The sequence below is a fragment of the Paraburkholderia madseniana genome (genome assembly GCF_009690905.1).
GTDB classification, from domain to species: domain Bacteria; phylum Pseudomonadota; class Gammaproteobacteria; order Burkholderiales; family Burkholderiaceae; genus Paraburkholderia; species Paraburkholderia madseniana.
The window spans coordinates 1-18,662 of record NZ_VOSW01000008.1; the positions used below are offsets into that span (position 1 = coordinate 1).

The 18,662-nt window shown below is 63.0% G+C and carries 17 protein-coding genes; 12 read left to right on the top strand and 5 right to left on the bottom strand.

Features of this window, described 5'->3' with window-relative positions; translation table 11 throughout:
- Nucleotides 1–146 precede the first annotated feature (146 nt).
- Genes bioA through bioB form a run of 4 tightly spaced genes read left to right on the top strand, consistent with a single transcriptional unit; the run spans nucleotide 147 to nucleotide 4,522 of the window.
- Nucleotides 147–1,496 carry an adenosylmethionine--8-amino-7-oxononanoate transaminase gene (bioA, locus tag FSO04_RS06015; protein ID WP_154558814.1) on the top strand — a complete coding sequence of 450 codons (1,350 nt, stop codon included), beginning with the start codon at nucleotides 147–149 and terminating at the stop codon, nucleotides 1,494–1,496.
- Nucleotides 1,496–2,680: an 8-amino-7-oxononanoate synthase gene (bioF, locus tag FSO04_RS06020; protein WP_154558815.1), complete on the top strand. Its 1,185-nt coding sequence runs from the start codon at nucleotides 1,496–1,498 to the stop codon at nucleotides 2,678–2,680. Before bioA ends, bioF begins: the two co-directional genes overlap by 1 nt.
- The gene (bioD, locus tag FSO04_RS06025) at nucleotides 2,677–3,408 is read left to right on the top strand and encodes a dethiobiotin synthase (protein ID WP_154558816.1); all 732 of its coding nucleotides are present in this window, start codon (nucleotides 2,677–2,679) and stop codon (nucleotides 3,406–3,408) included. Before bioF ends, bioD begins: the two co-directional genes overlap by 4 nt.
- A gap of 34 nt (nucleotides 3,409–3,442) precedes the next feature.
- Nucleotides 3,443–4,522, top strand: a complete 1,080-nt coding sequence (gene bioB, locus FSO04_RS06030; RefSeq protein ID WP_154558817.1) for a biotin synthase BioB — start codon at nucleotides 3,443–3,445, stop codon at nucleotides 4,520–4,522.
- Nucleotides 4,523–4,616: 94 nt separating this feature from the next.
- Here the strand turns inward: bioB and FSO04_RS06035 are convergent, their stop codons facing one another.
- Together FSO04_RS06035 and FSO04_RS06040 are read right to left on the bottom strand one after the other, a co-directional pair.
- The gene (locus FSO04_RS06035) at nucleotides 4,617–5,642 is read right to left on the bottom strand and encodes a sulfate ABC transporter substrate-binding protein (RefSeq protein WP_154558818.1); all 1,026 of its coding nucleotides are present in this window, start codon (nucleotides 5,640–5,642) and stop codon (nucleotides 4,617–4,619) included.
- 218 nt (nucleotides 5,643–5,860) lie between these two features.
- On the bottom strand, nucleotides 5,861–6,463 hold the full coding sequence (locus FSO04_RS06040; RefSeq protein WP_154558819.1) for an RBBP9/YdeN family alpha/beta hydrolase: 603 nt from the start codon (nucleotides 6,461–6,463) through the stop codon (nucleotides 5,861–5,863).
- Nucleotides 6,464–6,755: 292 nt separating this feature from the next.
- On the opposite strand from FSO04_RS06040, the gene FSO04_RS06045 reads away from it, so the two are divergent.
- The 6 genes from FSO04_RS06045 to FSO04_RS06070 all read left to right on the top strand — a co-directional run bounded on the left by FSO04_RS06045 (nucleotide 6,756) and on the right by FSO04_RS06070 (nucleotide 10,908).
- A complete protein-coding gene (locus tag FSO04_RS06045) occupies nucleotides 6,756–7,697 on the top strand; it encodes a 2-hydroxyacid dehydrogenase (RefSeq protein ID WP_154558820.1) in 942 nt (313 codons plus the stop codon).
- Nucleotides 7,698–7,786: 89 nt separating this feature from the next.
- Nucleotides 7,787–8,713, top strand: a complete 927-nt coding sequence (locus FSO04_RS06050; RefSeq protein WP_154558821.1) for a hydroxymethylglutaryl-CoA lyase — start codon at nucleotides 7,787–7,789, stop codon at nucleotides 8,711–8,713.
- A 42-nt stretch (nucleotides 8,714–8,755) separates the two neighbouring features.
- Nucleotides 8,756–9,277 (top strand): YbaK/EbsC family protein, encoded by a 522-nt coding sequence (locus tag FSO04_RS06055; RefSeq protein ID WP_154558822.1) that lies wholly within the window; start codon nucleotides 8,756–8,758, stop codon nucleotides 9,275–9,277.
- A gap of 4 nt (nucleotides 9,278–9,281) precedes the next feature.
- Complete coding sequence (locus FSO04_RS06060) at nucleotides 9,282–9,509, top strand: DUF1289 domain-containing protein (RefSeq protein WP_154558823.1); 228 nt, start codon at nucleotides 9,282–9,284, stop codon at nucleotides 9,507–9,509.
- Entirely contained in the window at nucleotides 9,506–9,991 is a 486-nt protein-coding gene (locus FSO04_RS06065; RefSeq protein WP_168435581.1) for a MaoC family dehydratase, read from the top strand. Before FSO04_RS06060 ends, FSO04_RS06065 begins: the two co-directional genes overlap by 4 nt.
- Nucleotides 9,988–10,908, top strand: coding sequence for an MBL fold metallo-hydrolase (locus FSO04_RS06070; protein ID WP_154558824.1), 921 nt, complete (start codon nucleotides 9,988–9,990; stop codon nucleotides 10,906–10,908). Before FSO04_RS06065 ends, FSO04_RS06070 begins: the two co-directional genes overlap by 4 nt.
- 332 nt (nucleotides 10,909–11,240) lie before the next feature.
- On the opposite strand, the gene FSO04_RS06075 is transcribed toward FSO04_RS06070, so the two are convergent.
- Nucleotides 11,241–12,140 carry a DMT family transporter gene (locus tag FSO04_RS06075; RefSeq protein WP_154558825.1) on the bottom strand — a complete coding sequence of 300 codons (900 nt, stop codon included), beginning with the start codon at nucleotides 12,138–12,140 and terminating at the stop codon, nucleotides 11,241–11,243.
- A 114-nt stretch (nucleotides 12,141–12,254) separates the two neighbouring features.
- Between FSO04_RS06075 and FSO04_RS06080 the strand changes: the two genes are divergently transcribed.
- Nucleotides 12,255–12,725 (top strand): Lrp/AsnC family transcriptional regulator, encoded by a 471-nt coding sequence (locus FSO04_RS06080; RefSeq protein WP_154558826.1) that lies wholly within the window; start codon nucleotides 12,255–12,257, stop codon nucleotides 12,723–12,725.
- 75 nt (nucleotides 12,726–12,800) lie between these two features.
- Here FSO04_RS06080 and FSO04_RS06085 read toward each other — a convergent pair whose 3' ends face one another.
- Entirely contained in the window at nucleotides 12,801–13,691 is an 891-nt protein-coding gene (locus FSO04_RS06085; RefSeq protein ID WP_154558827.1) for an alpha/beta fold hydrolase, read from the bottom strand.
- Between the two features lie 323 nt (nucleotides 13,692–14,014).
- Here FSO04_RS06085 and FSO04_RS06090 point away from each other — a divergent pair, with 323 nt between their 5' ends.
- Entirely contained in the window at nucleotides 14,015–14,974 is a 960-nt protein-coding gene (locus FSO04_RS06090) for an NAD(P)H-dependent flavin oxidoreductase (protein WP_154558828.1), read from the top strand.
- A gap of 60 nt (nucleotides 14,975–15,034) precedes the next feature.
- On the opposite strand, the gene icmF is transcribed toward FSO04_RS06090, so the two are convergent.
- Nucleotides 15,035–18,595 carry a fused isobutyryl-CoA mutase/GTPase IcmF gene (icmF, locus tag FSO04_RS06095; protein WP_154558829.1) on the bottom strand — a complete coding sequence of 1,187 codons (3,561 nt, stop codon included), beginning with the start codon at nucleotides 18,593–18,595 and terminating at the stop codon, nucleotides 15,035–15,037.
- Nucleotides 18,596–18,662 lie beyond the last annotated feature (67 nt).

The window sequence follows — 18,662 nt, forward strand, 5'->3', positions numbered from 1 at the left end:
CTAGTGCACAGCGAGAAATAAACCGCTAATCTCGACCCCGCAAGCCTCCCCAAGGCCGCACGCAGCGCAAGAAACAACCGCAGCGCGATTGAAATGGCCCTAAAAAGCCAGCCGTGCAACGGCAAAAAAGCACCTCGGAGTACCTTTTGGAAAAGTCAGCATCCCCTGAAGACTGGATCACCCGCAGCCTGCGTGCCGTCTGGCACCCCTGCACCCAGATGAAGCACCACGAGCGCCTGCCGCTCATCCCGGTCGCACGAGGCCAAGGCGCGTGGCTCTACGACCGCGCAAACAACCGTTATCTGGACGCGATCAGCTCCTGGTGGGTCAACCTGTTCGGCCATGCCAACCCGCGCATCAACGCGGCATTGAAAGACCAACTCGATACGCTCGAACACGCAATGCTCGCGGGCTGCACGCACGAGCCAGCCATCGAACTCGCAGAGCGCCTCGGCGCGCTCACCAACAACATGCTCGGTCACGCGTTCTTCGCGTCCGATGGCGCATCGGCCGTTGAAATCGCGCTGAAGATGAGCTTCCACTCGTGGCGCAATCGCGGCTTCGTGGACAAACAGGAATTCGTCTGCATCGCCAACAGCTATCACGGCGAAACCATCGGCGCGCTCGGCGTCACCGATGTCGCGCTCTTCAAAGACGCCTACGATCCGCTCATCCGCAACGCGCACGTCGTCGCATCGCCCGATGCGCGCCTCGCACAAGCAGGCGAAACCGCCGCCGACGTCGCGCGCCGCGCGCTCGATCAGGTTCGCTCGTTGTTCGAAGCACGCGCCACGAAAATCTCGGCGCTGATCGTCGAGCCGCTCGTGCAATGCGCAGCCGGCATGGCGATGCACGACGCGTCGTATATCGCCGGCTTGCGCGCGCTGTGCGATCAGTACGGCGTGCATCTGATCGCCGATGAAATCGCTGTCGGTTGCGGTCGCACCGGCACGTTCTTCGCGTGCGAACAGGCCGGCATCTGGCCGGACTTCCTCTGTCTGTCGAAAGGGATCAGCGGCGGCTATCTGCCGCTCTCGATCGTGTTGTCGCGCGATGAAATCTTCGACGCCTTCTATCACGACGACACCGCGCGCGGCTTTCTGCACTCGCATTCGTACACGGGTAATCCGCTCGCGTGCCGCGCGGCGCTCGCCACGCTCGATCTGTTCGCGAGCGACAACGTGCTCACCGTCAACGCGCAGAAATCCGCCAGGCTAAAGGCCGCGCTCGCGCCGCTCGCCGAACATAAGCAAGTGCGCAATCTGCGACAGTGCGGCACGATCTTCGCGTTCGATGCAGTGATCGACGACGCTCAGCAAGCCAAAACATTCTCGCGCCGCTTCTTCGAAAACGCGTTGCAGCGCGAACTGCTGCTGCGCCCTATTTCGACCACGGTGTATCTGATGCCCCCCTACATCCTCGACGACGAAGAAATCGCGCTGCTCGCCTCGCGCACACGCGAAACCTTCGAAGCCACGCTCGCGGAGACCCGCTAATGCATTTGCTCGACACACTCACCGAAGGCCTCAAGGAAATCGACGCGCGTGGTCTGCGCCGCCGTCGTCGTACCGCTGACACGCCGTGCGCCGCGCACATGACAGTCGACGGCCGCGCGATCATCGGCTTCGCCAGCAACGACTATCTTGGCCTCGCCGCCCATCCGAAACTGATCGCCGCCATCGCTGAAGGCGCGGAACGCTATGGCGCCGGCAGCGGCGGTTCACATCTGCTCGGCGGCCACTCGCGCGCACATGCGCAACTCGAAGACGACCTGGCCGAATTCGTCGGCGGCTTCGTCGACAATGCTCGAGCGCTCTACTTCAGCACCGGCTACATGGCGAATCTCGCGACGCTCACCGCGCTCGCGGGCCGCGGCACGACGCTCTTCTCCGACGCGTTGAATCACGCATCGCTGATCGACGGCGCGCGTTTGTCTCGCGCTGACGTGCAGATCTATCCGCACTGCGATATGGCAGCCTTGAGCGCGATGCTCGATGCGTCGGACGCCGAAGTCAAAGTGATCGTCTCCGATACGGTATTCAGCATGGACGGCGATATCGCGCCATTGACGCGTCTGCTCGAACTCGCGGAACAGCACGGCGCGTGGCTGATCGTCGACGACGCACACGGTTTCGGCGTGCTCGGTCCGCAAGGCCGTGGCGCGATTGCAGAAGCCGCGTTGCGCTCGCCGAATCTGATTTCGATCGGCACGCTCGGCAAGGCCGCGGGGGTGTCGGGCGCATTCGTCGTCGCTCACGAGACCGTGATCGAATGGCTCGTGCAGCGCGCGCGTCCGTACATCTTCACGACCGCGTCGGTGCCGGCTGCAGCGCATGCGGTGTCGGCGAGCCTGCGCATCATAGGTGGCGAAGAAGGTGATGCACGCCGTGCGCATCTGCAGAAACTGATCGAACGCACGCGCGCGATGCTGAAAGCCACGCCATGGCTGCCAGTCGATTCGCACACTGCTGTGCAACCGCTGATCATCGGCGCAAACGATGCCACGCTCGACATAGCAGCCACGCTCGATCGTGCCGGTCTCTGGGTACCGGCAATCCGACCGCCGACGGTGCCCGTGGGTACGTCGCGGCTGCGCATTTCGCTTTCCGCCGCGCATTCGCAAGCGGATCTGGACCGGCTCGAAGCGGGCTTCCAACAACTCGGTGCGAAGGCGGCATGATTGGCTCGAGTAAAAGCGCGCTGTCGCTATTCGTCACCGGTACCGATACGGAAATCGGCAAGACCTTCGTGTCCGCAGCGCTTCTGCGCGGTTTCGTCAGTGAGGGCCTGCAGGCCGCCGCGATGAAACCGATCGCCGCGGGCGCGTTCGAAGTGAACGGCGTGCTGCATAACGAAGACGCGGATCAACTCGACGCCGCGTCGAGCGTCCTGCTGCCGCCGGAGATTCGCACGCCGTATCTGTTGAAGGAACCGGCCGCGCCACACATCGCAGCCGCGTTGGAAAACGTCACGTTCGATATCGACCACATCGTCGATTGCCATGCGCAGGCTTTGACGCGAGCCGAGATCGTCGTGGTGGAAGGCGTCGGCGGATTTCGCGTGCCGCTGACCGCAACGCAAGATACCGCCGACCTCGCCGTCGCGCTGAAGCTGCCGGTCGTGCTGGTGGTCGGCATGCGCCTCGGCTGCATCAGCCATGCGCTGCTCACCGCCGAAGCGATCGCCGCGCGCGGTCTCACGCTCGCCGGCTGGGTGGCGAACCGTGTCGATCCGGATATGACGTTCCCCGACGAAAACATCGCTTCGATTCGCGAGCATCTTGCGCGTGAATACGACGCCCCCTTGCTCGGCATCGTGCCGCATTTGAGCCCGGCTTCGCCCGAGCTCGCGGCGGATCAACTCGACATCAACCGACTCCTGCAGACGCTGCGCCACGCGCAGCGCTGAAAACCCATCACATCCATCCATGAGGATTGACGACATGACGCAACTGAACATCGCTCCGGCGCCAGCCGACACGGCCACCGCCAACAACAACGCAGCAGCAGGCACCAAGCCGATGGCCAAGTGGCGCGTCGCCGACATCGTCGCGCTGTACGAACTGCCGTTCAACGACCTGATGTTCCGCGCGCAACAAACCCATCGCGAACACTTCGACGCCAACACCGTGCAACTGTCGACGCTGCTGTCGATCAAGACCGGCGGTTGCGAAGAAGATTGCGCGTACTGCCCGCAGTCGGTGCATCACGACACCGGCCTGCAAGCCGACAAGCTGATGCCGGTCGATGAAGTATTGGCCGCCGCCAAGGTCGCCAAGGAAAACGGCGCGACGCGCTTCTGCATGGGCGCGGCGTGGCGCAATCCGAAGGACCGACACCTCGAGCCGATCAAGGACATGATCCGCGGCGTGAAGGCGATGGGCCTCGAAACCTGCGTGACGCTCGGCATGCTGGAGACGCATCAGGCGCAAGGTCTGCGCGAAGCGGGTCTCGACTACTACAACCACAACCTCGATACGTCGCCGGAGTTCTATGGCCAGATCATTTCGACGCGCACGTATCAGGACCGTCTCGATACGCTGGAACGCGTGCGCGATGCGGGCATCAACGTATGCTGCGGCGGGATTGTCGGTTTGGGTGAATCGCGCCGTGAGCGCGCCGGCCTGATCGCGCAACTGGCGAACATGGAGCCGTATCCGGAATCCGTGCCGATCAACAACCTGGTGCAGGTGGAAGGCACGCCGCTGACCGGCACCGAAGCGATCGATCCGTTCGAATTCGTCCGCACGATCGCGGTTGCACGTATCACGATGCCGCGCGCGATGGTGCGTTTGTCGGCAGGCCGCGAGCAGATGGACGAAGCGTTGCAGGCGCTGTGTTTCCTCGCCGGCGCGAACTCGATTTTCTACGGCGACCAGTTGCTGACCACCAGCAACCCGCAAGCCGAAGCGGACCGCAAGCTGCTCGAACGCCTCGGTATTCGCGCAGAAGCTGCGCAGCAGATGCCGTTGGATCAGAGCGGCTGCGAGCATGGCTGCGATAAGCGCGCGGCGCCGAACTAAAGAACTACGCGCACGAAGCGCGTGTGATAAATCGCGCGCAATAAAAAAAGGCCACCTCGTTTCCGAGGTGGCCTTTCTACTTCCAGGCAAAGATTTACTTCTTGTCGACGATGATCTGATCGAACGTCCCGCCATCGGAGAAATGCGTTTGCTGTGCTTTCTGCCAGCTACCGAACATTTCTTCGACGGTGAAGGTCTTGATCGGTTTGAACTCGCCCGCGTGCTTCGCGAGCACGTTCTTGTCACGCGGACGCAGATGATGCTGGGCAATGATTTCCTGCGCAGCCGGCGACCAAAGATAGTCGAGATACGCCTGCGCTTCCTTGCGCGTGCCGCGCTTGTCGACCACCTTGTCGACGATCGACACCGGCGGCGCAGCCAGCAGGCTCACAGACGGATACACCGCTTCGAAATTGCCCGCGCCCACACCCGTGTCGATCAACGACACTTCGTTTTCGAACGTCACCAGCACGTCGCCGATACCGCGCTGCGTGAAGGTCGTCGTCGCACCGCGGCCGCCCGTATCGAGAATCGGCACGTTCTTGAAGATGGCCTTTTCGAAATCGATCGCCTGCGCATCGGTGCCGCCGTGTTGCTTGCGATAACCCCATGCGGCCAGATACGCGTAGCGGCCGTTACCCGAAGTCTTCGGGTTCGCAATCACCACTTGCACGCCGGGTTTGGCGAGGTCGTCCCAGTCCTTGATGTGCTTCGGATTGCCCTTTCGTACGAGGAACACCATAGTCGTCGTGTACGGAGCGCTATCGTCAGGCAGACGCGCGCGCCAGTTGGCGGGTACCAGTTGACCCTTTTCGGCGAGCAGGTCGATGTCGTTCGGCTGGTTCATCGTCACCACGTCAGCCTGCAGTCCTTGCAGCACCGACAGCGCCTGCGCGCTCGACGCGCCATGCGACTGGCGAATCGACACGCTCTCGCCGCCCTTCTCTTTGTATGCCGTGATGAAGCCGGCGTTGATGTCCTTGTACAACTCGCGCGTCACGTCGTACGACACGTTGAGCAGCGACGTGTCGGCGTGCGCCGTCGAGATGCCGCCGAGCGCGAGCGTCATTGCCGTCATGCCGGCTGCCAGCCAGCGCGATGTCCCCGTCTTGCCTGCCATCTTGTCCCCGCCTATCGATGATGAAAACCGGTGGCCGCACAAACGTGCAGCGTGAAGCGGGATTCTAACGGATCGCTTACTGGTTCACTCGCGCTCAACTGCGCATTCAAGTCCTCCTTCGCTTCCTCGCTCAATGACGCGTTCAGTTGCGCGCCCGGGGACTCGATCGCTTGCCGGGCAGCGGTTGCCCAAACGCCAGGCGAAGCACTCGAACCCACTCAAACAAACGCGTGCTGCGCGACCTCGAACGTCTCCTCGCGAAAACGCAGCGGCGCCGCGCAATGCACCAACGTATCGACGAAATACTTGGCACGCGGCCACGGGCCGAATCCCGCCGCGGTGTTGATATGTCCCGCGTCGCCGAGATTGACGAACGCGCTGCCGAAACGCTGCGCGAGATCCCGCGAACCGGCGAGCGGCATCCACGGGTCGGTTTCACTGCCGATCAGAATCGACGGCACGCCGAGACGCCGCGCGTCGAACGGTCCGGCGAAGGCGAATTTCTCCGGGCTTGCAGGCGCGACGAACAGCACGCCGACCACATCGTTCGCATGCGACGCCTGCTGCAACGCGTGCGCAGTCGCGAGGCAACCAAAGCTGTGGGCGGCCAGCACGAACGGCCCGCGTTCGCGCGCGAGCAGATCGCGCAGCGACTTCGCCCAGACGGCGACGTCCGGGGCTTCCCAGTCGGCCTGTTCGACGCGCAGCGAGCGCGCGAATTGCCGTTCGAGCCATGTTTGCCAGTGCGCGCCCTCGCTGCCGTGCAGGCCGGGAACGGTGACGAGCCGCGGCGGCCATGTCGATTTGGTGCATGAAAGCATGTCTGTCCCTCGCTGCCGGAATCCGGGAAATGATTGTCCCGCCGGGCGTCGCAAGGGCGAACCAAGTTTTTGTGCTTTGTTTATCGGGCAAACGCGCGGCCATGTCGCAGGGGCAAATCGCACGCCCGTGCGCAAACGCGCGCGATTCGCGGCGAAAAAGTAGAATGAAGCCTATCCGTAACAGGAGGAGGCCCATGCCGCAAGCGTCGTCTGAAGTGCCGCGGGCGTTGCAGCCGTTCTACCGGGCCTCTCCCGTCATCCGACTCGACAACGCACGCGCCTTCCGGACCGTATGAAAATCCTCTTCTACATGCCGCATTCCGACGCCGCCGCGTGGCTTCACGACTTCGCCCATGCGCTGCCGGAAGCCGATTTGCGCGAGTGGCAACCGGGCGACACCGAACCAGCCGATTTCGCGGTCGTGTGGCGCCCGCCGCGCGAGATGCTGGCCGGCCGCGACAATCTGCGCGCGATCTTCAATCTCGGCGCGGGCGTCGATGCAATCCTCGCGCTCGAACACGAGCAGCCCGGTACGTTGCCGCGCAGCGCCCAGTTGATCCGGCTCGAAGACACCGGCATGGCCCTGCAGATGGCCGAGTATGTGACACATGCGGTGCTGCGTTACCTGCGACGTTTCGACGAATACCAGACGCTGCAAAGCGAACACCGCTGGGAAGTGCTCGATCCGCATCCGCGCGAGACCTTCACGGTTGGTGTCCTCGGCCTCGGCGTCCTCGGTACGCATGTCGCGAAAGCAGTCGCGGCGTTCGGCATGCCGGTACGCGGGTATAGCCGTAGTGCGCGGCAAATCGACGGCGTCACGACCTTCGCCGGTGAATCACAGTTCGATGCGTTTCTCGACGGCGTGAAAGTGCTGGTCAATCTGCTGCCGCATACGCCGGATACAGGCGACGTGCTGAACACGCGCACCTTCTCTAAGCTCGCGAAGAGTGCCTATCTGATCAACGTCGCACGCGGCGGGCATCTGGTCGAACAGGATCTGCTCGAAGCGCTGGCAAGCGGCCAGGTCGCCGCCGCGACGCTGGACGTGTTCCGCGAAGAACCGCTGCCGCCCGATCATCTGTTCTGGCAGGAGCCACGTATCACGATTACGCCGCATATTTCCGCGCTCACCTTGCGCGAAGAGAGCGTCGCGCAAGTCGCACGGAAAATGACGGCGCTGATGCGCGGCGAAACGGTAAGCGGCGTGGTTGATATAGAGCGTGGATACTGAGCAAAAATATCGAGCACGGATTTTGAACACCACCGAATTCATCTGAAGGAGCGCCGCCACGCGCGGGCTCATTGCATGGGAGACTCATCATGGCCTTGCCCCAACGCGTCAAAATCGTCGAAGTCGGTCCGCGTGACGGACTGCAGAACGAGAAAGAATTCGTCCCCACCGGGATCAAGATCGAGTTGATCAACCGCTTGTCGGCGGCCGGCTTTCGCAACGTCGAATCCGCGTCGTTCGTATCGCCGAAATGGGTGCCGCAGATGGCTGACGGCGCCGACGTGATGGCCGGCATCGAGCGCCGCGCCGGTACGATCTACTCCGTGCTGACGCCGAATCTGCGCGGTTTCGAAGGTGCACTTGCCGCGCGTGCGGATGAAATCGTGATTTTCGGTGCGGCCAGCGAAGCGTTCTCGCAGAAGAACATCAATTGCAGCATCGCAGAAAGCATCGATCGATTCGCGCCCGTCGCGCAGGCCGCGAAGGAACATGGCCTGCGGATTCGCGGCAGCGTGTCGTGTGCGCTGGGCTGTCCGTATCAAGGCGAAGTGCCGGTCGCGTCGGTAGTTGATGTGGTCGAACGTTTCGCGGCGCTCGGTTGCGACGAGATCGACATCGCGGACACGATCGGCGTCGGCACGCCGAAGCGCACGCGCGAAGTGTTCGAGGCGGTCACCAGGGTGTTTCCGCGCGAACGTCTGTCGGGGCACTTCCACGACACCTACGGTCAGGCGCTCGCGAACATCTACGCGGCGTTGCAGGAAGGCATCGAGATCTATCACGCGTCGGTGGCGGGGCTCGGCGGCTGCCCGTATGCGAAGGGCGCAACCGGCAACGTCGCGACCGAAGACGTGCTGTATCTGATGAACGGCCTCGGCATCGAGACCGGCGTCGACCTCGCGCAAGTTGTCGCGATCGGTGATTTCATTTCGACGTCGATCGGCCGGCCCAATGTCTCGCGCGCCGGCAAGGCGTTGCTTGCCAAAGCCCGCAGCGAGCAGGCCAACTGCGTTTGACGCAGGCCACACATTTAGCCAAATCATTCAGGACCTGAAACGATGACGGATCACGCCTCCCTCGACTCAGACGATCTCGCCGCATTGCCTGACTCCGCACGCCGCGTCGCGCTGTTGTTGCGCGAACGCGGCCACGCGGGACGGATCGTGATGCTGCCGGAAACCGGCAAGACGTCCGCCGAAGCCGCAGCCGGCCTTGGCTGCTCCGTTGCGCAGATCGCCAAGTCGATCCTGTTTCGCCGCCGCGAAGACGACGCGCCGGTACTGGTGGTCGCGAGCGGCGCGAATCGCGTCGACGAAACGAAGGTCGCGGCGCAAGTCGGCGAGATCGGCCGTGCGGATGCGAAGTTCGTCCGCGAAAAAACGGGTTATGCGATCGGCGGTGTCTGCCCGATCGGCCACGCCACCGAACCTGTCACGCTGATCGATGCCGATCTGCTGGAACTCGACAGCCTGTGGGCCGCCGCGGGTCATCCGCATGCGGTGTTCAATCTGACGGCGCAGGAACTGATTGCGTTGACGGGCGCACCGGCGATCGACGTGGCGCTGCGCGAGACGGCCTGACGCAATGACAGCGGGCATCGATAACGAAGACGACGAGGCTGCCGTGCCGTCACCGTGCATCAGCGTGTGCAGGATGGACGCCTCGACCGGTTGGTGCGAAGGCTGCTTGCGCACGATCGACGAGATCGCCAGTTGGTCTTCGTTCGACGACGACGCGAAGCGCGCCGTCTGGGACGCAATCGAGGAACGCCACGCGGAGTTCATGGCAAAGCAGGCAAAGGCGCAGCGGTGAACGTCGCACCGCGCATCGTAACGATCGGCGAGACGTTCAGCTCGACGCTCGAGCTATCGGCGGAATCGGTGAAGTCGTTCGCCACGCTCGTCAACGACTTCAACCCGCTGCATCACGACGATGCCTACGCCGCGCAAAGCCGCTTCGGCGGTTTGATCGCGTCCGGCACGCAACCCACCGCGTATTTCATGGCGCTACTGGCGACCTATTTCTCCACGTACGCGCAGCCGCTCGGCCTCGAGTTCGATATCAAGCTAAAGAAAGCCGTCCACGCGAACGATACGTTGACGATCAAGTGGCGCGTGCGCGACGCGTACTGGAAGCCGAGTCTGAACGGCGATCTGACGCATCTCGAAGGGAGCGTGGTGAATCAACGCGGCGACACCATGTTGATCGGCACGTCGACAATCCTGGTGATGCCGAAACCCGAACCATCGGCGAATGCGAACGCGAGCACAAACCCGGACACAAGCGCACCATGACCAACCTACCGGCATCGATCCGGGTCTTCGAACGCGGCTGGCTATCGTCGAACAATGTGCTGCTGGTCGATGACGCATGTGTCGCACTCGTCGATACCGGCTACGCGACGCACGCGCCGCAAACCCTCGCGCTCGTACAGCAAGCGCTCGGCGCGCGACCGCTCGATCTGATCGTCAACACGCATCTGCATTCAGATCACTGCGGCGGCAACGCGCTGTTGCAGTCGACGTGGCCGTGCCGTACCGCGATTCCCGCGTCCGAAGCCGACGCGGTGCGCGATTGGGACGAAACCCGTCTGACGTTTCGCGCCACCGGCCAGACCTGCGAACGCTTCACCTTCACCGAGACGATCGCTCCCGGCGCGCAACTGCGGCTCGGCGCGCTCGACTGGCAAGTGCTCGGCGCACCTGGCCACGATCCGCATTCGTTGATGCTGTATTGCCCGGACGAACGCATCCTGATCAGCGCGGACGCGCTGTGGGAAAACGGCTTTGGCGTGATCTTTCCCGAACTGGAAGGTGAAAGCGGCTTCGCCGAAGAACAGGCAGTGCTCGAAGCCGTTGCAAAGCTCGACGTGCGGCTCGTGATTCCCGGCCATGGCTCGCCCTTCACGAACGTCGAGCAGGCGCTGGAACGAGCGTTTTCACGCGTCGCGTGGCTACGGGCCGATCCGGCACGTAATGCGAAGAATGCGTTGAAGGTGTTGATCGTGTTCAAGCTGCTCGAAGTCCGCACGATGAGCTTCGACACCTTGCTGCGGATGCTCGACGATGCCGCCGCGATGCGCGCTGCCGCCACCATGCTCAAGCCGCGTGGCGAATGGTCCACATTGGTGCACGCGATCGTCGAGGAGTTGGCGGCCAAAAACGGGCCATTGGCGATCGATGGCGAGCGCATCGTCGCGCGCCAGGCTTGACGCGCACAGGGCTGGCGGCCGCCAGCAAGCAAGACACCAAAACCGTCGCCCCAAAAAGAAAGCCGCTCGACCATCAAGGCGAGCGGCGGAAATTCTGTCGGACGTGATCAGCGTCGATATGAATGATACGCGTGCCGGTTTTTCGATCGCATCAGTGATTTCCCTACAGAAGCTTGACACCGCCTTTTAAACCCGCATACAGACGACATTACGAAGCTTCGTAGTCGCGCGCGTTGAACGTCATTGGTCCGTCTATATGAACAATGCGACGCGCCAATTGCTCCGGAATCCGTACTATTGCCGGCTGATCCATCGGCATCCCAGCCATTCCATCAGGTCGAAGACAGGCGTTTCTGCGGCACGATCCGCCAGCCGAGGTTCACACCAGCGGCCGCAAGCAGGATCAGCACCGCACCGAGCACCTGAATCCACGCGAGCGTCTGTCCGAACGCAACCCGGTCGACGATGATCGCCACCACCGGATAGATGAAGGACAACGCGCCGGTCATCGAAGTCGGCAGCTTCTGGATCGCGCCGTAGAGCAGCACGTACATGAACCCCGTATTGACGATACCCAGCACGATCAATTCGAGCCACTGCACACCGTTGGTCGGCAGCGCATCGAAGCGCACGAACGGCGCCAGCATCACGACACCGAGCGACACCTGGATCAGCGCGATGAGGTGCGGCGGCGTGCCCTTCAGTCGCTTCGTGATAATCGACGAGACCGCGTACATCGCCGCCGCGCCCACGGCATAGGCGACCCCGACCAGATACTGGCCCGGCACCGCCAACACCGCCGGCTCGACCTTCACCACGAACACGAGGCCGATAAACGCGACCACCAGCCAGGCCACCGTCGACGCGCTGACGCGCTCGCGAAACACCAGCGCGCCAAGCGCGACCAGCATGAACGGCTGCGTGTTGTAGACGGCGGTCGCCATCGAGATCGAAGCCCGTGAATAGGCCGCGAACAGCAACACCCAGTTGATGACGATCGCCGCGCCGCCGAGCAGCGCGAGGCCGAGCATCTTCCATGAAAAGAGCTTGCGCCTGAACAGGCCGAGCACGGCGCACACGAGCGCCAGTGTCGCGCCGCCGAAAATACAGCGAAAGAACACCACATTGAACGGACTCTGCTGCGACGACACCACCAGCCAGCCGATGGTGCCGGACATCAGCATCGCCATGGTCATTTCCGCCGCGCCGCGGCGAATCTCATTTGACGCCATGATTCGACCCTCGAATTGATTCCTGCATGAGAAGCAGTGTAATTAATCCGATCGCCCGAATACAGGGCTAAACTTAAGTCGTCTCGCAAAGAAACCTAATAATCGAAGGCCGTCATGACCAAACGCCTTGCTCCCGCCACACCCGCAACGCTCGATGAAACCGACCGCGCGCTGCTCGCTGCGCTGGCGGCCGACGCCCGCCAGCCGGTCAGCGAACTGGCGCGCCTGGTTGGTCTCTCGGCGCCAAGTACGGCCGAACGCGTCCGCAGGCTCGAAGCGCAAGGCGTGATCGAGCGCTTCACCGTGCAGATCGATCCGCGCGCGCTCGGCTTCACGCTGCAGGCAATCGTGCGCGTGAAGCCCTTGCCCGGGCAGTTGCATCTGGTGGAAGACGTGATCCGGCGGATTCCGGAGTTTGTCGAATGCGACAAGGTGACGGGCGACGATTGCTTCATCTGTCGTCTCTACCTGCATTCGATCGAGCAGCTCGACGAGATTCTCTCGAAGGTGACCGAGCGCGCGGAGACCAGCACCGCCATCGTCAAGTCGACGCCGGTCGCGCGCCGCTTGCCGCCGCTAGGCTGAGCGGAACGCGCGGCCGCGCCGCGTCACCTCGCGCGTGAACGAACGGCGGCAGCGTCGCGCGCTGACCGAAGCCACTTACTGCTCGACCGCCTCGAAGAACGACAGCATTTCCGCTACCAGTTCGTCCGACGCCTCTTCAGGAATGTAATGCCCGCACGGCAATGAACGCCCGCTCACGTCCCGCGCGACGTGACGCCATTCCGCCAGCGCGTCGAAGCACTTCTCGATCACCCCCTGCTCGCCCCACAACACACGCAGCGGACAGCCGATCTTGTGGCCGCGCTCGATGTCGGCACGATCGTGTTCGAGGTCGATACTCGCCGACGCCCGGTAGTCCTCGCACATCGCATGCACGGCGCCGGGTTGCGCCAGCGCGCTGCGATAAGCGTCAAGCGCTTCGGGCGCGAACGGCGCGAGGCCCGCGTGACGGCTGCCCATTACCGCATCGACATACGCGGCCGGGTTCGCGCCGATCAGCGTCTCTGGCAACGGCTCTGGCTGGATCAGGAAGAACCAGTGGAAGTAGTGTGTCGCGAAGGCGCGGTCGGTGGCTTCGTACATCGCGAGCGTCGGCGCGATGTCGAGCAGCATCAAACGCTCGACGGCGTCGGGATGATCGAGCGCCATCCGGTGCGCGACACGAGCCCCGCGATCATGGGCGCACACGAGGAATCGTTCGAAGCCGAAGTTGCGCATCACGGCAACCTGATCAGCGGCCATCGCGCGTTTGGAATACGGTGTGTGGTCAGGGTCGCTGGGCGGTTTGCCCGAGGCGCCGTAGCCACGCAGGTCGGTGGCAATGACGGTGAAGTGCTCCGCCAGTTGCGCCGCGCACCGCTGCCAGATCAGATGCGACTGCGGGTGACCGTGCAACAACAGCAGGGGCGGCCCTGCCCCGCCCTTCACTCCGAAAATATCGACGTCGCCCACGGCGACACGAAAGGGCGTGAAATCCTCGAAGGCCATAGCGAGTCTCTTGTCGTTTGGGAGTCAAACCATTGTAGAAGCGCAATGTGTCGATGCGGGGTGGGATAGCCCACGCAAGCATAGAACCTGAACACTCCTTCCAACTGTTCCAAACGGACACGATCCGCCAGCTTCGCCTATAATCGAACGACCGTTCTTAAATTTCCGGGCGGTCATGGCAAACGCGTGGCAAATGCGTGGTGGGATTGCAGCGGCAGCACGGCTGCTGTTCAGTCTCGACGCACCACAGGCCATGGGCCGCTAAACTCACTATCGCCGGGCGCTCTACACCGCACCGGTCCGTTTATCAGGAGACTCGCACCATGGCATTGCCCGCCGTCCTGCAAAAACTCGCGCTGCCCGTCGTCGCTTCGCCGATGTTCATCGTCAGCTATCCCGAACTCGTGTTAGCTCAATGTAAGGCCGGTATCGTCGGTTCGTTCCCAGCGCTGAATGCTCGCCCGGCCGAACTGCTCGACGAATGGCTGACGCAGATTCAGGCACAGCTCGCCGAGCACAAGGCGGCTAATCCCGACGCGGTCATCGGGCCGATCGCCGTCAACCAGATCGTCCACCAGTCGAATACGCGGCTCGAGCACGACGTGCGTGTGTGCGTCGAACACAAGGTGCCGATTTTCATCACCAGCCTGCGCGCACCGGCGCGTGAGATCGTCGACGCGGTGCACAGCTACGGCGGTATCGTGCTGCACGACGTGATCAACCTGCGGCATGCACAGAAGGCCTTGGAAGCAGGCGTCGACGGGCTGATCCTGGTGGCGTCGGGCGCCGGCGGCCACGCGGGCACGACCTCGCCGTTCGCGCTGGTCGGCGAAGTGCGGCGCATGTTCGACGGCCCAATCGTGTTGTCCGGCTCGATCGCCAACGGCGGCTCGATTCTCGCCGCGCAGGCCATGGGCGCGGACCTCGCCTACATGGGCACGCGTTTCATCGCGACCAAGGAAGCGCACGCGGTCGACAGCTATAAGCAGGCGATCGTCAATTCCACGGCGTCGGACATCATCTACACGAACCTGTTCACCGGCGTGCACGGCAACTACATCCGCGAAAGTATCGTGAATGCGGGGCTGGACCCGGAGGCGCTGCCGGAATCGGACAAGACCGCGATGAACTTCGGCAGCGACAAGGCGAAGGCGTGGAAGGACATCTGGGGCGCAGGCCAGGGCGTCGGTCTGATGGACGACGTGCCGAGCGTTGGTGAGCTGGTTCGGCGTTTGACGCAGGAATATGACGACGCGAAAGCGCGGCTGGGGATCGCGCGGTAAGTGGCTTGTTAAGGTGTTTTGCTGCGGCTCTCGGTTCTGGAGTCGCAGCATGTACGGTACTTACATATTGCGGCGATACTGCCCGCCCACTTCAAACAACGCGTGCGTGATTTGCCCGAGCGAGCAGACGCGCACGACGTCCATCAGCACCGCGAACACGTTGTCGTCGTCGATCACTGCGCGCTTCAAGCGTTCAAGCGCCGCGGGTGCGTCGTCACGGTGTTGCGCCTGAAAATCGCGCAGGCGTTTCAACTGGCTCTGTTTTTCCTCGTCGGTGGAGCGGGCGAGCGCGATCGGCTGCGGCGCTTCATGCGGATGCGCGCTCAAAAACGTGTTCACGCCGACGATCGGATACGAGCCGTCGTGCTTGCGATGCTCGTACAGCATCGACTCGTCCTGAATCCGTCCGCGCTGATAGCCCGTTTCCATCGCGCCCAGCACGCCGCCGCGCTCGGTCAGCCGATCGAATTCCGCCAGCACCGCTTCTTCCACCAGATCGGTCAACTCCTCGATCACGAAGCTGCCCTGATTCGGATTCTGATTCTTCGCCAGCCCCCATTCGCGGTTGATGATCAATTGGATCGCCACCGCACGGCGCACCGAATCTTCGGTGGGCGTGGTGATCGCTTCGTCGAATGCATTGGTGTGCAGCGAATTGCAGTTGTCGTAGATCGCGATCAGCGCCTGCAGCGTGGTGCGGATATCGTTGAAGTCGATTTCCTGCGCGTGCAGGCTGCGGCCCGAGGTTTGCACGTGGTACTTGAGCTTCTGGCTGCGTTCGTTCGCGCCGTAGCGTTCGCGCATTGCAATGGCCCAGATGCGTCGCGCGACACGGCCGAGCACCGTGTACTCCGGGTCCATGCCGTTCGAAAAGAAGAACGACAGATTCGGCGCGAAGTCGTCGATCGACATGCCGCGCGCGAGATACGCCTCGACATAGGTGAAGCCGTTCGCGAGCGTGTAGGCGAGTTGCGAGATCGGGTTCGCGCCCGCCTCGGCGATGTGATAGCCGGAGATCGACACCGAATAGAAATTGCGCACGCCGTGATCGACAAAGTACGCCTGAATATCGCCCATGACTTTCAGGCTGAACTCGGTCGAAAAGATGCACGTGTTCTGGCCTTGGTCTTCCTTCAGGATGTCGGCCTGTACGGTGCCGCGCACGTTTTCCAGCGCTGTGCGGCGAGCGGCGGCGAGTTCGCCCTCCGTGAGCGGACGACCTTGCTCCTGCACCATACGCGCGATCTGTTGATCAATCGCGACGTTGAAGAACATCGCGAGAATCGTCGGCGCCGGCCCGTTGATCGTCATCGACACCGACGTCTCTGGCGCGCACAGATCGAAGCCGTCGTAGAGCGTTTTCATGTCGTCGAGCGTCGCGACGGAGACGCCCGAGTTGCCCACCTTGCCGTAGATGTCGGGGCGCTCGTGTGGCTCTTCGCCGTAGAGCGTAACCGAATCGAAGGCCGTCGAAAGACGTTTGGCCGGCATGCCTTCGGAGAGCAACTTGAAACGTCGGTTGGTGCGGAACGGATCGCCTTCGCCAGCGAACATCCGTGTCGGGTCTTCGTTTTCGCGGCGGAACGGAAACACACCCGCGGTGAACGGGAAGTAGCCGGGGAGATTGTCGAGCATCAGCCAACGCAGGATCTCGCCGTGATCGACGAACTTCGGCAACGCGACTTTGCGGACCTCGGATCCGGATAGCGTCGCGACGGTGAGCGCGGTGCGGATTTCGCGGTCGCGTACGCGGACGATGTGTTCGTCGCCGGAATAGGCGGCCACGGTTTGCGGCCAGGTTTTGAGGAGTTTGCGTTCGCGTTCGCCGAGGGCGGCGGTGCGTTGGGCGATGAGTGTGTCGAGTTGGGTTTGGGGCGTGTACGCGGCGTTTGCAGAGGCATTTGAGTCTGAGCCTGCGGAAGGAGCGGTAGCGGCGTCGAAGGCTGTGCCTGCACCTGCATCAGCTTCGGCGAGCATGCGGCGCGCTTCTGTAAGTTGCCAGCGCTCACGCGCCACCCGTGCTTGCGCGTCGGCACGCTCGCGATACGCGTGAACGGTCTGCGCGACATCCGCCAGATAGCGCACGCGTGCCGGCGGCACGATGGCGTTGCGGCCGCTCGAAAAGCGCAGGTTGTCGAGCACCGGCAGGCGGCCGCCGCCCGAGCGCAGACCGTGCCTGCGCAGCGCCTCGGCCACGTGCTGATACAGCGCGGTCACGCCGTCGTCGTTAAAACGCGAGGCGATCGTGCCGAACACCGGCATCGCGTCGGGCGCCTTCGCGAAGTCACCACGGTTGCGCTGCACCTGCTTCGCGACATCCCGCAACGCGTCCGGCGCACCTTTACGGTCGAACTTGTTGATCGCGACGAAGCTGGCGAAGTCGAGCATGTCGATCTTTTCCAGTTGACTCGCCGCACCGAATTCCGGCGTCATCACATACAGCGATTCGTCGACAAACGGCACGATCGCCGCATTGCCCTGCCCGATCCCGGACGTTTCGACGATGATCAGATCGAAGCCCGCGGCCTTGCACAGCTTGAGCACGTCTTCCAACGAACTCGTGATTTCGCTCGATGCGTCACGCGTCGCCATCGAACGCATATAGACGCGCGCGCCGCCGCCCCAATCACCGATCGCGTTCATGCGGATGCGGTCGCCTAGCAGCGCGCCGCCGGATTTTCGACGCGACGGATCAATAGCCAGCACGGCGATGGTGAGGGCGTCGCCATAGTCGAGTCGAAAACGGCGAATCAGTTCGTCGGTGAGCGAGGATTTGCCGGCGCCGCCGGTGCCGGTGATGCCAAGGACGGGGACCGCGACCGCCTCAGCGAGGACCGATAGTATTTCCTGCTCGGCCGATTTGACGCGGCCCGCTTCGTACGCGCTGACCAGTTGCGCAAGGCGGCGGAAGGTGAAGTCTGCAGGGTCTGGTTGTTCGGAGGTGCTGGCGATGCTGATGGTGCCGTCGATCTGGCTGCCTTGGAGCCCTCCACCCGCCTGCCGCCCCTTGCCGGAAAGATCGCGCGCGTTGGCGTGATCATCAGTCCGTGTCTCGACGTGCGACGCTGCGCGCGGCTCGAAACGCGGCAGCCCACTCGCCGACAAATCGGCCACCCACTCGCCAACCGGACTCTCCCGAACGGCGGCAGTGGCGCGCGCCACTTCAGCGCAGCGCGCAATCATGTCGTCGATCATGCCTTGCAGGCCAAGCCGCTGGCCGTCATGCGGCGAGTAGATCTTCTCGACACCATAACGCTCGAGCTCTGCAATCTCGTCAGGAACGATCACACCCCCACCGCCGCCGAATACCTTGATGCGCTCGCCGCCGCGCGCGCGCAACAGGTCGACGAGATAGCGGAAGTATTCGTTATGGCCGCCCTGATAGCTCGACACGGCGACGCCGTCGGCGTCTTCCTGCAGTGCGGCGGTGGCGACTTCATCTACGGAGCGGTTGTGGCCGAGGTGGATCACCTCTACGCCGCTCGCCTGGAGGATGCGCCGCATGATGTTGATCGACGCGTCGTGTCCGTCGAACAAGGCGGCAGCGGTGACGAAACGCAGGCGCCGACCCGCAGGCAGCTTGTGGCCGCCGGCGCGCTGCGGCGTGGACAGATCGGTCATGTCTCCCCCAGATCGTTACGCGTATGGGTGCTGGCAACCAGTATAGCTAAACGGGTAGGAGCGCCTC

What these genes read in the sequence shown, in the direction of transcription:
- bioF (WP_154558815.1), top strand. Translation starts at nt 1,496, where the DNA reads ATGCATTTGCTCGACACACTCACCGAAGGCCTCAAGGAAATCGACGCG.
- bioD (WP_154558816.1), top strand. Translation starts at nt 2,677, where the DNA reads ATGATTGGCTCGAGTAAAAGCGCGCTGTCGCTATTCGTCACCGGTACC.
- bioB (WP_154558817.1), top strand. Translation starts at nt 3,443, where the DNA reads ATGACGCAACTGAACATCGCTCCGGCGCCAGCCGACACGGCCACCGCC.
- FSO04_RS06035 (WP_154558818.1), bottom strand. Translation starts at nt 5,642, where the DNA reads ATGGCAGGCAAGACGGGGACATCGCGCTGGCTGGCAGCCGGCATGACG.
- FSO04_RS06040 (WP_154558819.1), bottom strand. Translation starts at nt 6,463, where the DNA reads ATGCTTTCATGCACCAAATCGACATGGCCGCCGCGGCTCGTCACCGTT.
- FSO04_RS06045 (WP_154558820.1), top strand. Translation starts at nt 6,756, where the DNA reads ATGAAAATCCTCTTCTACATGCCGCATTCCGACGCCGCCGCGTGGCTT.
- FSO04_RS06050 (WP_154558821.1), top strand. Translation starts at nt 7,787, where the DNA reads ATGGCCTTGCCCCAACGCGTCAAAATCGTCGAAGTCGGTCCGCGTGAC.
- FSO04_RS06055 (WP_154558822.1), top strand. Translation starts at nt 8,756, where the DNA reads ATGACGGATCACGCCTCCCTCGACTCAGACGATCTCGCCGCATTGCCT.
- FSO04_RS06060 (WP_154558823.1), top strand. Translation starts at nt 9,282, where the DNA reads ATGACAGCGGGCATCGATAACGAAGACGACGAGGCTGCCGTGCCGTCA.
- FSO04_RS06070 (WP_154558824.1), top strand. Translation starts at nt 9,988, where the DNA reads ATGACCAACCTACCGGCATCGATCCGGGTCTTCGAACGCGGCTGGCTA.
- FSO04_RS06075 (WP_154558825.1), bottom strand. Translation starts at nt 12,140, where the DNA reads ATGGCGTCAAATGAGATTCGCCGCGGCGCGGCGGAAATGACCATGGCG.
- FSO04_RS06080 (WP_154558826.1), top strand. Translation starts at nt 12,255, where the DNA reads ATGACCAAACGCCTTGCTCCCGCCACACCCGCAACGCTCGATGAAACC.
- FSO04_RS06085 (WP_154558827.1), bottom strand. Translation starts at nt 13,691, where the DNA reads ATGGCCTTCGAGGATTTCACGCCCTTTCGTGTCGCCGTGGGCGACGTC.
- FSO04_RS06090 (WP_154558828.1), top strand. Translation starts at nt 14,015, where the DNA reads ATGGCATTGCCCGCCGTCCTGCAAAAACTCGCGCTGCCCGTCGTCGCT.
- icmF (WP_154558829.1), bottom strand. Translation starts at nt 18,595, where the DNA reads ATGACCGATCTGTCCACGCCGCAGCGCGCCGGCGGCCACAAGCTGCCT.